The sequence below is a fragment of the Novosphingobium rhizosphaerae genome (genome assembly GCF_050920675.1).
Taxonomy (GTDB): domain Bacteria; phylum Pseudomonadota; class Alphaproteobacteria; order Sphingomonadales; family Sphingomonadaceae; genus Novosphingobium; species Novosphingobium rhizosphaerae.
Window position 1 is genome coordinate 1917851 of sequence record NZ_CP137861.1, and the last position, 13280, is coordinate 1931130.

Here is a 13280-nt window from a genome sequence, read left to right on the forward strand (position 1 = left end):
TGTGGTGGGAAGCGGACGTCCACCATGCGCTTTAGTCCGATGCCCAAACTGCTCCTGCTTCTTTCAGGGTAAAGGTGACCCGACCATGTTCAAAGGAAGCGACGCCCAAGCAGGTGCATCGAGGTTTTTTTCCGAGAATGCTGGCCAACCAAGTCTGAGACGAGAGCTTCAACAGTTCTGGAAAGTATTCTATCCGAGAGTCATTAGGCAATTTGATTTGAATTGAGCCCGTTCCATCGATTGGATCAGAGCATCCGATATCTTGAAGAAAGTAGCCATGTTCAAAATCGTAGGAGGCGAAAGCTGTTACACTAACGGTCTCAGTGCCATCTTGCTGACGCGCAGCCATGCTTTTTAACTCGCATACGGTCCTTACCTTAGGTGGCTCCACAATGTTCGTCGAAGAGGAAGCAGCGACAGGGCTACCTACTAGCGGCAAGGCCGCAAAGAGCAAAGCGATCTTCATGCGATAGCTTCGCTGAAGCTGCGAATGTCGTCAACTGGGCGTTAACAGCCCTCCCGCACCAAAAAGGCCCGCCGCGCAAACGATGCGCGGCGGGCCTTTGGCATTCGGCAGCGGATGGATCAGGCCAGGATCTGGCTGAGGAACCACACGCGCTGCTGGGCCTGGTCGGTCCAGTCGTCGGCGGCCCCTTCGGTGGCGTTGTCGCCGGCTTCGGTGGCGGCGGCCTTAACCGCGCGGATGGTTTCGACCAGGGCAGCGTTGTCGTCGCGCAGGGCCTTGACCATGTCCAGCGCGTCAACCTTGGTGCGGTCATCGTCCTTGACGCTGGTCTTGGCCGCGATGGCGCCGATCGAGGTCAGCGTATTGCCGCCGTTCTTGCGCACGCGTTCGCCCACGATGTCGGTCAGGGCGAAGATCTCGGCAGCCTGCTCGTCGAACAGCAGGTGCAGATCGCGGAACTGCGGGCCGGCCACGTGCCAGTGATAGTTCTTGGTCTTGAGATAAAGCGCGAAATAATCGGCGAGCAGCCCGTTCAGGCTGTCGATCAGCGCCTTGTTTGCGTTGTCGCCCGGCATGGTAAACCCCTTTCCTTTGCTTGGCTTTGCGCTCTCATACGCCACAATCGTGCGAAAGTTTCATGCAATTGGTGGCTTGGACATATCGATTTTCCCGATCAAGGCAGGCGCGCCGGCGCCATTCTCAGCACGAGCGCGCCGGCCAATGCCGACAGCAGCGATCCGCCCAGAATGCCAAGCTTGGCCTGCTCCACCAGGTCGGGATCGGCCGGGAACGCCAGCGCGGCGATGAACAGGCTCATGGTAAAACCGATGCCACACAGCAGCGCCATGCCCCAGATGTGCAGCACCCCCGCGCCCGCTGGCCGGGGTGCCAGGCCCAGCCGCTCTGCGCCCAGCACGGCGCCCAGCACGCCAGCCTGCTTGCCCAGGAACAGCCCGGCGGCAATCGCCAGCGGCAACGGCGCGAGCACGCCGGCCAACCCGGCCTGGCCCAGCGCGACACCGGCGTTGGCCAGGCCGAACAGCGGCACCACGACAAAGCCGTTGAACGGCACCAGGCCGTGTTCCAGCCGCAGCAGTGGGCTGTCGCCATGACGATCGAGTTTCATCGGCACGGTCAGCGCGGCCAGCACGCCCGCGACGGTGGCATGGACACCCGATTGCAGCACGCAGACCCACAGCAGGACGCCCAGTGCGGCATAGGGAGCAACGCGACTCACCCCCGCGCGATTGAGCGCCAGCAGCACGCCGAACACCGCCGCGGCACCCGCCAGCCAGGCCCAGGCGACGCCCGAAGTGTAAAAAAACGCGATCACGAGCACCGCACCCAGGTCATCGACCACGGCCACGGTCAGCAGAAACAGGCGGATCGACGAAGGCACGCGGCGGCCGATCAGGGCCAGCACGCCCATGGCAAAGGCAATGTCGGTGGCCGCGGGAATGGCCCAACCGCGATGCAGCATGGATTGCCCCTGGCTTACCGCCAGGAACACGATTGCCGGAACCGCCATGCCGGCCATCGCCGCCAGCACCGGCAAGCGCCGCCGCCGCGCGTCGGACAGCGCGCCCGAAACCGTTTCGCGTTTGATCTCAAGCCCCACGACGAAGAAGAACACCGCCATGAGGCCGTCGTTGATCCACGCGTGCACGGTATCGAGCTTGGCCAGGGGTGCGGCAGGCAGCGGCGTGTGCAATGCGGCATGAAAAGCATGGTGCAGTGGCGAATTGGCAAGGGCGATCGCGAGTGCAGCGCAGGCCAGCAAGAGGATGCCGGGTGTGGCTTCGTGGCGCATAAGCCGGCGCCAGGGCGACCGCGGCCGAGAGGGAGAACCGCGCTTTTCCGCCATATCCGAATCATTCCTGATGGTTGGTAGCGTTGCCACGGGCCCCGCTGACCCGTAATTTGCCAGTGGGGTTGTTTGCCGTCAAACGGGGTGGGGGCAAATTGGGTATGATATCGCTGTCCACAGTCTGGCTGTGGCTGGACATGTTGCAGCGCGAACTTCTGCTTTTCGCGGCAGTGTGGCTGGCCATCGGAGCCTGCGAGGAGTGGGGAATAGACGCGCTGTGGGCCTGGCTTAGGGCCACGGGCCGCACACGCACCGCGCACCTGCCGCAAGGCTGGGCCGCACGGGCCGATTGGCATGCCCGCGGGGCGCATGGGGGCGCGCTGCGCGGGGTGGCGGCGGTGTTCGTGCCCGCCTGGGCCGAAGCGCCGGTGGTGGCCACGATGGTGGAGCATTGCCTTGCGGCGTGGCCGCATGCGGACCTGCGCCTCTATGTGGGGTGCTATCGCAACGATCCGGAAACGCTGGCGGCGGTGATGCGCAGTGCGCACGATCCGCGCCTTCGCATCGTGGTGCACGATCGTGACGGCCCAACGACCAAGGCGGATTGCCTCAACCGGCTTTACGCTGCGCTGCTGGCCGACGAGGCACGCAGCGGTGCGCGGGTGCGCAGCGTGATCGTGCACGATGCGGCCGACATGGTGCATCCCGGCGCGCTGGGCCTGCTCGATGCGGCGCTCGACCACGCCGATTTCGTGGCTCTGCCGGTGCGGCCCGAACCGCAACCGGGATCGCGCTGGATCGCCGGGCACTATTGCGACGAATTTGCCGAATACCAGGCCAAGACCATGGTCGTGCGCGGCTGGTTGGGCGGTGGGTTGCCGGCCGCGGGGGTGGGCTGCGCCATCGCGCGCCCGGCGATTGCCGCGATGGCAGCGCTGGGTGCCGACGCGGGCGGGCGCGGCGGCCCCTTTGCGGCGGACAGCCTGACCGAAAACTATGAATTCGGACTGGCCCTGGCCGAAATCGGCTGCACCTCGCGGTTCTTGCTCGTGCGCGACGAGGCGGGCCAGTTGATCGCCACGCGCAAGTTCTTTCCCGCGCGGCTGGACGCCGCGCTGCGCCAGAAGACGCGGTGGATGCACGGCATTGCCCTGCAGGGTTGGGACCGCATGGGTTGGCGGGCCAGCCTGCCGGACTTGTGGATGCGGTTGCGCGATCGGCGGGGGCCGATGGTGGCGATGGTGCTGGCAGTGGTCTATGCCTTGCTTGTCCTCACCCCGATCCTGTCGCTGGCGCGCAGCCATGGCTTGGTGCCCGTGCACCGGCGCGATCCGGCGGTCACCGCGCTGCTCGTCTTTGATGGGGTGGCGATCGCCTGGCGCATGGCGCTTTGCGCGCTGTTCACCGCACGCGAATATGGCTTGGCCGAAGGGCTGCGCGCCATCGTTCGCATCCCCTTGCGCCATGCGATTGCCATCGTGGCGGCGCGGCGCGCGGTGACGGCCTATCTTGCCACGCTGAACACCGGCACCGTCACCTGGGACCACACCGCCCATTGCGCGGTGCCAGCGCAGGCCGCGATCGCATGATCGGCTGGGGTCCTGGCACCGGCACTGGCACCGCCTGCCGTCGGCGGGGCCGCCCGCTGCGCATGCTGGGGCTGCTGCTGGGTGGCTGGGTGGCGCTGCGCCTGGTCATGCTGTGTCTTGCCGTGCCGGCAGGCGCAGACATCGCCCCGCCCTGGCATACCGGCCGCGCATCGATGCTGGCGGTTCGCCCTGCCGGCGGGGATGGGGCGCAAGGGCGCTATCCCGCCCATGGCCGGGCGCGGCGCGGCACCGGCGCGCGCCCGGCGGCGGCGCACGAGGAAAACCTGCTCACGGTTTCGGCGCGCATGGCCGATTTCCAGAATCGGCATCCGGCGGCGCGCACCTGGCATGCCGGGCTGCTGGCCTTGCTGGACGAAGACCGGATGACGCGGCTGCGCAATTGAACGCGCGGCGCCAATTTTCGTGGCGGTACGCATCGGCGGCGGTTCCTTTGCCTCGCCACCTGCGCTAGGACGATGGGCGATGGATGTGTACCTTCCCATCGCCAACCTGGCGGTCAACGGCCTCGTGATCGTGGGGCTTGGCGCGTTGACCGGGCTGTTATCGGGCATGTTCGGCGTGGGCGGCGGATTCCTGACCACGCCACTGCTGATCTTCTATGGCGTGCCGCCGACAGTGGCTGCCGCCTCTGCCGCCAGCCAGGTGACCGGCGCCAGCGTTTCGGGCGCGTTTGCCCATGCGCGACGCGGCGGCATCGATTATCACATGGGCGCCGTGCTGGTGGCCGGCGGCGTGCTGGGCACCGGGATCGGCGCGCTGCTGTTCCGGCTGCTCCAGGCGCTGGGCCAGATCGATACGGTGATCAATATCCTCTATGTGCTGCTGCTGGGCGGCATCGGCGGATTGATGGCGCATGAAAGCCTTTCGGCCCTGCGCGCGCAGCGACGCGGGCTGGCCCAGCCGGCGCGGCGCCGGCGGCACCATCCGCTGGTGGCCAGCCTGCCGCTGCGCTGGCGGTTCTATCGCTCGGGCCTGTATATCTCGCCCCTGGCGCCGCTCTTGCTGGGCATGGCCACCGGCATCCTGACCATGCTGATGGGCATTGGCGGCGGGTTCATCCTGGTGCCGGCGATGCTCTATATCCTGGGCATGAGCACCAATGTGGTGGTGGGCACATCGCTGTTCCAGATCCTGTTCGTGACCATGGCCACCACGATGATGCACGCGCTGACCACCCATGCGGTGGACATCGTGCTGGCCGGGCTCTTGCTGGTGGGCTCGGTTTCGGGCGCGCAGGTTGGCGCGCAATTCGCGCAGAAGGCCAAGCCCGAGCAATTGCGCCTGATCCTGGCGGTGATCGTGCTGGGCGTAGCGCTGCGCATGGCGCTGGGGCTGGGCTATCGGCCCGACGAAATCTTTACGGTGGTGCCGCTGTGAAGCGGAACCTGGCGCTGGCGCTGATCGCCCCGGCGGCCCTGCTGCTGGGCGGCGCGCGGGCGCCGATCCTGGTGCCGGAAATCTCGCAGCACAAAGTGGAAGTGCGACAGGGGTTTACCGGGGCGGACCTGCTACTGTTCGGCGCGATCCTTGATCCGGGTGGCACGCGGGCGGCGCAGGATTACGATATCGTCGTGGTGCTCAAAGGCCCGGTGCAATCGATCGTGCTGCGCGAAAAGCGCAAGGTGGCCGGCATCTGGATCAACGCGGCAAGCAGCGAGCTGCGTTCAGCGCCCAGTTTCTTTGCCATCGCTTCGTCGCGCCCGGTGCGCGAGATCGTCGATGACAAGACCGCCGCGATCTATGAACTCGGGCTCGATCGCCTGCAGCTTTCGCCGATCGGCGCGATCGATCCGGCGCGCCAGCGGCACTTTGCCGATGGCCTGGTCGATCTGATGCAGCGCCAGGGCCTTTATCGCGAGGACGGCCATGGCGTGACGATCAGCGGCCAGGTGCTGTACCAGGCGCGCATCACGCTGCCCTCGCAAGTGCGCACCGGGACCTATACGGCCGAAACCTTTGCCATCCGCCAGGGCCGGGTGATCACCTCGGCCGTGACGCGGGTGGACGTATCCAAGCAGGGCTTCGAACGCTTCGTGGCCGACCAGGCCGAAGGCAACGGGCTGCTCTATGGCCTGTTTGCCGTGGTGGTGTCGGTGGCGATGGGCTGGATCGCCGGGCGCCTGTTTGCCCTGGTGTAACGCCGTTCCCGGCCTGGTGGCGGGTCTTTAGCCCAAAATTAACCCTGTGCCCCCTAGCCTGCCGCGCAACAACGGGTTGGGGCAACAACAGGCATGAGTGACATGAGCAGGCAGGTTTTCATTCCAGCAGATCCTGCCCGGCCCGCAGACCTGGCCCCGCTGGGCCCGATGGCCGAAGCGGCGATCGGCGCGCCCCAGGCTCGGCACGACATGGCCGCGGCCGAGCCGGACGACCTGCCGCCTTCGGAATGCGCGTTGATTCCGATCGGCGTGGTGGTGGACGTGGCCGGCTCGGGCAGCGGGATCGCGCTCGACCTGCATCGCCTGGAAGACTGCATGGACGATCCCGATCCCACCGTGGCGCTTTCGGGCCAGGTGGGCAGCCAGATCAAGGTGCGCGTGGGGCGTGGCTGGGTGCTGGGATCGGTACGCAACCAGCGCCGCGATGGCAAAGTGGACGGCGGCGCGCTGGCCCACCTCGATTTCCTGGGCGAGGGCGAGGAAGATCCGCGCACCGGGCGCATCTTCGGCTTTCGTCGCGGCGTCACCCGCTTTCCGGTGCCCGGCGCCCTGGTCTATCCCGCGACCAGCGCCGACCTGCGCCAGATCTATGCCAGCGACGGGCGCCCGCACGTGACCGTGGGCACGGTCTTCCCCACGACAGACATCCGCGCCGGGCTCTATATCGATCCGCTGCTGGGCAAGCATTTCGCGCTGCTCGGCTCCACCGGCACCGGCAAATCGACGGCTGCCGCGCTGATCCTGCACCGCATCTGCGACATGGCGCCCGAAGGCCATATCGTGATGATCGACCCGCATGGCGAATATCTCTCTGCCTTTCGCCAGACCGGCCAGCTGCTCGACGTGTCGAACCTGCAGATGCCCTATTGGCTGATGAACTTCGAAGAACACTGCGAAGTGTTCCTGACCGCGACGGGCGCGGAGCGGCAGATCGATGCCGATATCCTGGCCAAGTGCCTGCTGATGGCACGGCAGAAGAACCGCCTGGCCGAACAGGTGGGGCGCATCACCCAGGATTCGCCGATCCCCTATCTGCTCTCGGACTTGTGCAACATCCTGCAGAACGAGATGGGCAAGCTCGACAAGGGGCATAGCTCGATCCCCTACATGCGGGTGAAAAGCAAGATCGAGGAAATCCGCAACGATCCGCGCTACCAGTTCATGTTCTCGGGCATGCTAGTGAGCGACACGATGACCGAATTCGTGGGCAAGCTGTTCCGCCTGCCCGCCCATGGCAAGCCGATCTCGATCATCGACGTGTCGGGCGTGCCTTCGGAAATCACTTCTACCGTGGTGGCGGTGCTCAGCCGCCTGGTGTTCGACTATGCGATCTGGTCGCGCCAGGAAACCACGCGGCCGATCCTCTTGGTGTGCGAGGAAGCGCACCGCTATGTGCCCAACGAGCGCAATTCCGATGGATCGTCGGTGGGGCGCATCCTGTCGCGCATTGCCAAGGAGGGGCGCAAGTACGGTGTCTCGCTGGGCCTGATCACGCAGCGCCCGTCAGACCTGGCCGAAGGCGTGCTGTCGCAATGCGGCACGATCATTTCGATGCGCCTCAACAACGACCGCGACCAGCAGTTCGTGCGCGCGGCGATGCCCGAAGGCGCACGCGGCTTCCTCGATGCCATTCCTGCGCTGCGCAACCGCGAATGCATCATCTGCGGCGAGGGCGTGGCCATTCCCATCCGCGTGGCGTTCGACGATCTGGACGAAGCGCGGCGCCCGGCTTCGGCCGATCCCTCGTTCAGCGACCTGTGGGGCAAGAGCGGCGGCGAAGAGGACAGCGTGGTGCGCACGGTGCACCGTTGGCGCGCGCAGAGCCGGTTCTGATTTCGCGGGCTTGACGCTTGCCTGCCAGGGGGCTTCGACAGGCTCAGCCCGAACGGAATTCCGGGGAATTGTTACGGCACCCCGTTCGCCCTGAGCTTGTCGAAGGGCGGCTGGCGCAGCGCTCAGTCGGCTTTCAGCGCATCTTCCAGCCAGTGCGGCGCGTGGGTGATGGCGTCCACGCGCAAGTGGTCCACGGCCAGGCCCAGGTCGGGATAGGCGGCGCGCTGGCGCGCCGGGTCTGACTGGGCGAGGGGGACGACCGCCAGGCGGCGGTTGACCTTCTGCCGCCAGTTCATCCGCGCGGTGTTTTCCTGGCCGACATAGCAGCCCTTGGTAAAGCTCACGCCGTGCAGTTCGGCTGCATTGGCTTCCAGCCACAGGGTCTGGTCGCTGCCCAGTTCGGCCTGGCCTTCGGCCACGCCCAGCTTGAGGCGATGTTCGCGCCATTGGGCGTCCACGGCCACGTCATCGTCGCCGACATGGCCGATCCAGCGCTGGCCCAGCGCGCCCAGGCGCGGGTCTGCCGCGCCGCCGTCGCCCATGTGGCCTTCCCAATAGACGCCGAGTTCGGGGGCGGTCGCGATGGCGATCTTGCGGCGCAGGCGATAGAGCGACAAACGCTTGACCAGTGCCTCGGCAACGGCAGCCTCGCAATCGATCAGCAGCGCGTCGGTGCCATCGGGCCAGACGATGAAGTCGAACAGCGCCTTGCCCTGGGGCGTGAGCAGCCCGGCCCACACCGGCAGCGGCCCCTGCACATCGTTGGTCACCAGGCCCTGGAGGAACGCGGCCACGTCCTCCCCCGGCGCGGTGGGGGAGAGGCGCACGAGCGCACGATCGAAAAGACGGGGATTGCTCATGGGTGACAGATAGGAAGCGATGCGCTTAAGGGGAAGCCATGACGACGCAAACGACTCTCACGATCCGCCGCCCGGACGATTGGCATGTTCACTTGCGCGATGGCGCGATGCTCGAAGGCGTGGCGCCCTATACCGCGCGCCAGTTTGCCCGCGCCATCGTGATGCCCAACTTGTCGCCGCCGATGACCGACGTGGCGGGCGTTTCGTCCTATCGCGACCGCATCCTGGCTGCCCTGCCGGCGGGCAGCGACTTCACCCCGCTGATGACGCTGTACCTGACCGACCACACCGACCCCGACGAAGTCGAGCGCGGCCACGGCGCGGGCGTGTTCACGGCGGCCAAGCTCTATCCCGCCCATGCCACCACCGGTTCGGCCCATGGGGTGACGAGCGTGGCGACGATCTATCCCGTGCTGGAGCGCATGCAGAAAATCGGCATGCCGCTGCTGATCCATGGCGAAGTGACCGATTCGCATGTCGACATCTTCGACCGCGAGGCGGTGTTCATCGAGCGCACCCTGCAAAAGCTGGTGGCCGATTTCCCCGCGCTCAAGATCGTGTTCGAGCATATCACCACGGAAGAAGCGGCGCAGTTCGTGGAAAGCGCGGGGGCCAATGTGGGCGCCACGATCACGCCGCAGCACCTGCACATCAACCGCAATGCCATGCTGGTGGGCGGCATGCGCCCGCACGCCTATTGCCTGCCGGTGGCCAAGCGCGAGAAGCACCGCCTGGCGCTGCGCAAGCTGGCCACCTCGGGCCACGCCCGCGTGTTCCTGGGCACCGACACCGCGCCCCATGCGCGCCACCTGAAGGAAAGCGCCTGCGGCTGCGCCGGGCTGTTCAACGCGCCCTATGCCCTGGAAAGCTATATCGCCGTGTTCGACGAGGAAGGCGCGCTCGACAAGTTCGAGGCCTTTGCCAGCGAGAACGGCCCGCGTTTCTATGGCCTGCCGCTCAACGCAGGCACGGTGACCCTGGAGAAGAGCGGCGTTGTGGTTCCGGGCGAGATCGCGGCTGGCGGCACCACGCTGGTGCCGTTCCACGCCGGCGAAACCCTCGCCTGGCGGCTGATCTAAGATCCTCCCCCTCCCTGTTCCGGGGAGGATCACGCCTTGCGGCGGCGGAGCAGGTCATAGCTGAACAGTGCGATCGCGCACCATATCAGCAGGAAGCACGTGACGCGCGCAGGATCGAGCGGTTCGCCATACAGCAGCGCGCCCAGCACGAAGAGGATCGTGGGCGCAATGAACTGGGCAAAGCCCAGCGTCGACAGGTCGAGCTTGCGTGCGGCCACCGCGAACAGCAGCAGCGGCACGGCGGTGATCACGCCCGATCCGACCAGCAGCCAGGGCACCAGGCCGCCTTGCGTCAAGGCTGATCCTGCCGGCAGCGTGGCGGCATGGAACACGGCGAACAGCGCCGGCACGAACAGCACGGCGGTTTCCACCGTCAACCCGATGACCGACGGCACGGCCACGAACTTGCGCACCAGGCCGTAGAGGGCAAAGCTGCCGGCCATGGCCAGTGCCACGCCGAGCATCGACAGCGCGCCGGCCAGCAGCACCGCGATCCCGCCTGCCGCCAGCGCCACCGCCGCCCATTGCAGGCGGTTGAGGCGCTCCTTGAGGAAAAGCACGCCGATCAGCACATTGAGCAGCGGGTTGATGTAATAGCCGAGGCTGGCTGCCAGGACCTGGTGCGTCTCGATCGCCACCAGATACATCAGCCAGTTGCACCCGATCGCCGCCGCGCTCAGCACCAGGCGGCCGAGCACTGCCGGGGTGGTGAGCGCCGCTCGAAGGGCCGCGCCCTGGCCGCTGAGCAAGACCACGACGAGGCAGACCGGCAGGGTGAACACCACCCGCCAGCTGACCAGTTCCACCGCCGGCACGCCCAGCAACGGGTGGAAGTAGATCGGGAAGAAGCCCCACAGCACATAGGCCAGCACCGCAGCGCCCAGGCCGCCCGCGCCCCTATGCCGTGCCTGGTTGGTCTGGTCGGTCATGGCCGCGCCTGTGACAGGCGCCCGGCCCGGCGCCAAGAGGCAATCTGCGAAGCGGCAAGGGCGGGACCAAACTTTTTTCGTTTCCGGTCAATTCTGACGAAGGCGTTGCATGTCGTTCAGGTTGAGTGGGGTAAACATGAACCAACACGACGGATCAGGAGACCGAAGATGATCGCAATTCGCAAGACCCTGCTGGGCCTGGCCGCAACGGCCACTCTGGCTGCCGGGATCGCCCCGGCTTCGGCAACGGTGGCCATGACGCCGCAGGCCGCATTGGCCGCCCCGGTTGCCCACGATGGTTGGGATGGCCGTGGCGATGGTGGCTGGAACCACGGCGGCCGTGGCGACTGGCGCGGGCGCGACGATTGGCGGGGTGGCGGCTATGGCCGCGGGCCCAGCGACTATCGGGGCGATTATCGCGGTTACGATCGTGGCTATGACCGCGGCTATTATGGCGACGTTGCCTATCGCGGGCAGAGCTGGCGCGGCAATGACGGCCGCTATTACTGCCGCCGCAACGACGGCACCACCGGCCTGCTGGTGGGTGGCGTGGCCGGCGCGCTGATCGGCCAGGGCGTGGCCGGCCGCGGCGATCGCACCCTGGGTGCCATCCTGGGCGCCGCCGGTGGCGCGCTGCTGGGTCGCTCGATCGACCAGAGCAACGCTCGCTGCCGCTAAAGCGCTAGATCCCGCTCGGCCGGGGGACCAGGTCGAGGGACCAAGTCGGGGAACGGGCGGGACCGGGGGCCTGTACGCGTGGTGGCGTGCAGGCCCCCTTTCGTTTGTGCGGATATGGTTCGTGCGCCAGGCATGTTAACATGGCGCTAACCAAGCTCTGCGCATGAGGTGGCGATGGTTTGTAACCCCGTCTTGCGCATCGTTGCACCGCTGGCCGCCCTGGTGTTGGCTGGTTGCGCCGGGGATGATACGCGCAAGGCGCAGACCGATCACGACCCGGCCATGAGCGCCGCCCTGGAAGGGCCATTGCTGACCGATCCCGATCTTTCCCAGCAGAACATGCGCAACGCCGCCGTGGTGCCGGGCGGCCCGGTCGATCCGGCCACGCCCCCGCCGGACGGCAAGTAGGCTTATCCCGACAGGCCTATCCCGATAGGCCGATCCCGATCGAGGCGCGCGGCTGTTCCATTTCGGCCGACGCGACCGGATAGGCGCAATAGTCTGCGGCATAGAATGCGCCGGGGCGGTGGTTGCCCGAAAGGCCCACGCCGCCCAGCGGCGCGGCAGGCGAAACCCCGTTGGTGGGCCGGTTCCAGTTGACCACGCCGGCGCGCACTTGTGCCCAGAAACGGTTGTAATCCTGGGGTGAACCGCCGATCAGCGCGGCGCAAAGGCCAAACCGCGTGGCGTTCGCCTCGGCCAGGGCCTGGTCGAAATCGTCCACCTTGATCACTTGCAGGATCGGGCCGAACAGTTCGACGTCGGGGCGCTGGGCCATGGCCGTCACGTCAATGATCGCCGGGGCCAGGAAGGGCAAGTCGCCGCGTGGCCGCGTCAGGTGGCGGATCGGTCGCCCGCCGTTGGACAGCAGATACAGGAAGCTTTCGGTGAGGCCATCGGCCGCGGCATTGTCGATCACCGGCCCCATGAACGGCGCGGGTTCATCCAGCGGTGCGCCCACGATCAGGCGATCGGCGAGGGCTTTTACCTCGCCCACTACGGCATCATAGAGATCGGCCTTGACGATCAGCCGCCGCGCCGCCGTGGCGCGCTGGCCGGCGGTGGTGAACGCCGATTGCACAACCAGGGCAGCGGCATCGGCAATCTTGGGCGTGTCCCACACCACGATGGGATTGTTGCCCCCCAGGTCCAGCGCCAGGATCTTGCCGGGCTGGGCGGCCAGGCGCCGTCCCAGCGCGACGCCGGTATGGGTCGATCCGGTAAACAGCACGCCGTCCACGCCCTCGTGGGTGGCCAGCGCCTTGCCTTCTTCCCCCGCGCCCACCAGCACTTGCGCCAGGGCGGCGGGCACGCCGGCGCGATGCAGGCATTGCACCAGTGCCAGGCCGGTGGCGGGCGCCTTTTCCGATGGCTTGAACACCACGGCGTTGCCCGCGATCAGCGCGGCAATGATATGCCCGGCGGGCGCCTGGGCAGGCAGGTTGAACGGCCCGATCACCGCCATCACGCCATGCGGCTTGTGGCGCAGCGCGGCCGTGCCCTGCAAGGCGCTGTCCAGCCGGCGCTGGGCCGTGCGCTCGGCATAGCTGCGCACCGCGATTTCCACCTTGGCCAGCACGGTATCGACTTCGCCGCGCGCTTCCCACAGCGGTTTGCCGGTTTCGCGCGCGATCAGGCTGGCCAGGCTTTCGGCATCCTTGCGCACTTCGTTGGCAAAGCGGCGCAGCAGTTCGATGCGGGTGGACAGCGGCTGTGCCGCCCACGCCGGCCAGGCGCGCCGGGCACGCGCCACCGCAGCATCGACATCGCCGATCGCCCCGCGCCAAAGCTCGTCGCCGGTGGCCGGTTCAGTGGAAATGATCTCTCCGGCGGCCACGGGGCTGGCGTCGATCCTTTGG

Annotated in this window: 14 protein-coding genes; 8 read left to right on the forward strand and 6 right to left on the reverse strand. The window is 67.0% G+C overall.

The annotated features are described in order from the left end of the window. Positions 1-31 precede the first annotated feature (31 nt). The 3 genes from R9J51_RS08750 to nhaA form a co-directional block, all read right to left on the reverse strand. Positions 32-466 carry a hypothetical protein gene (locus tag R9J51_RS08750; protein WP_179504231.1) on the reverse strand — a complete coding sequence of 145 codons (435 nt, stop codon included), beginning with the start codon at positions 464-466 and terminating at the stop codon, positions 32-34. A gap of 119 nt (positions 467-585) precedes the next feature. Beyond that, complete coding sequence (locus R9J51_RS08755; RefSeq protein WP_179504232.1) at positions 586-1041, reverse strand: Dps family protein; 456 nt, start codon at positions 1039-1041, stop codon at positions 586-588. Between the two features lie 98 nt (positions 1042-1139). Continuing rightward, positions 1140-2276: a Na+/H+ antiporter NhaA gene (gene nhaA / locus R9J51_RS08760; protein ID WP_432787951.1), complete on the reverse strand. Its 1137-nt coding sequence runs from the start codon at positions 2274-2276 to the stop codon at positions 1140-1142. A gap of 158 nt (positions 2277-2434) precedes the next feature. On the opposite strand from nhaA, the gene R9J51_RS08765 reads away from it, so the two are divergent. The 5 genes from R9J51_RS08765 (at position 2435) to R9J51_RS08785 (ending at position 7875) form a co-directional block, all read left to right on the forward strand. Further along, complete coding sequence (locus R9J51_RS08765) at positions 2435-3862, forward strand: glycosyl transferase family protein (RefSeq protein WP_179504234.1); 1428 nt, start codon at positions 2435-2437, stop codon at positions 3860-3862. Then, positions 3859-4266, forward strand: a complete 408-nt coding sequence (locus R9J51_RS08770) for a hypothetical protein (RefSeq protein WP_179504235.1) — start codon at positions 3859-3861, stop codon at positions 4264-4266. The genes R9J51_RS08765 and R9J51_RS08770 overlap by 4 nt, the downstream gene beginning before the upstream one ends. A 79-nt stretch (positions 4267-4345) precedes the next feature. Next, positions 4346-5260 carry a sulfite exporter TauE/SafE family protein gene (locus tag R9J51_RS08775; protein WP_168554188.1) on the forward strand — a complete coding sequence of 305 codons (915 nt, stop codon included), beginning with the start codon at positions 4346-4348 and terminating at the stop codon, positions 5258-5260. Then, positions 5257-6021: a TIGR02186 family protein gene (locus tag R9J51_RS08780; protein WP_168554189.1), complete on the forward strand. Its 765-nt coding sequence runs from the start codon at positions 5257-5259 to the stop codon at positions 6019-6021. Before R9J51_RS08775 ends, R9J51_RS08780 begins: the two co-directional genes overlap by 4 nt. Positions 6022-6231: 210 nt before the next feature. Next, positions 6232-7875, forward strand: coding sequence for an ATP-binding protein (locus tag R9J51_RS08785; protein WP_432787988.1), 1644 nt, complete (start codon positions 6232-6234; stop codon positions 7873-7875). Between the two features lie 122 nt (positions 7876-7997). Here R9J51_RS08785 and R9J51_RS08790 read toward each other — a convergent pair whose 3' ends face one another. Further along, positions 7998-8735 (reverse strand): folate-binding protein YgfZ, encoded by a 738-nt coding sequence (locus tag R9J51_RS08790; protein ID WP_179504236.1) that lies wholly within the window; start codon positions 8733-8735, stop codon positions 7998-8000. A gap of 38 nt (positions 8736-8773) precedes the next feature. On the opposite strand from R9J51_RS08790, the gene pyrC reads away from it, so the two are divergent. Continuing rightward, complete coding sequence (gene pyrC, locus R9J51_RS08795) at positions 8774-9814, forward strand: dihydroorotase (RefSeq protein ID WP_179504237.1); 1041 nt, start codon at positions 8774-8776, stop codon at positions 9812-9814. Between the two features lie 29 nt (positions 9815-9843). Here pyrC and rarD read toward each other — a convergent pair whose 3' ends face one another. Next, positions 9844-10743: an EamA family transporter RarD gene (rarD, locus tag R9J51_RS08800; RefSeq protein ID WP_169473758.1), complete on the reverse strand. Its 900-nt coding sequence runs from the start codon at positions 10741-10743 to the stop codon at positions 9844-9846. A gap of 168 nt (positions 10744-10911) precedes the next feature. Between rarD and R9J51_RS08805 the strand changes: the two genes are divergently transcribed. Then, positions 10912-11421 (forward strand): glycine zipper 2TM domain-containing protein, encoded by a 510-nt coding sequence (locus R9J51_RS08805; RefSeq protein WP_432787952.1) that lies wholly within the window; start codon positions 10912-10914, stop codon positions 11419-11421. A 174-nt stretch (positions 11422-11595) separates the two neighbouring features. Beyond that, positions 11596-11829: a hypothetical protein gene (locus tag R9J51_RS08810; RefSeq protein ID WP_218847422.1), complete on the forward strand. Its 234-nt coding sequence runs from the start codon at positions 11596-11598 to the stop codon at positions 11827-11829. A 16-nt stretch (positions 11830-11845) separates the two neighbouring features. On the opposite strand, the gene R9J51_RS08815 is transcribed toward R9J51_RS08810, so the two are convergent. Further along, positions 11846-13258 carry a succinylglutamate-semialdehyde dehydrogenase gene (locus tag R9J51_RS08815; protein ID WP_168555417.1) on the reverse strand — a complete coding sequence of 471 codons (1413 nt, stop codon included), beginning with the start codon at positions 13256-13258 and terminating at the stop codon, positions 11846-11848. Between the last annotated feature and the right edge of the window lie 22 nt (positions 13259-13280).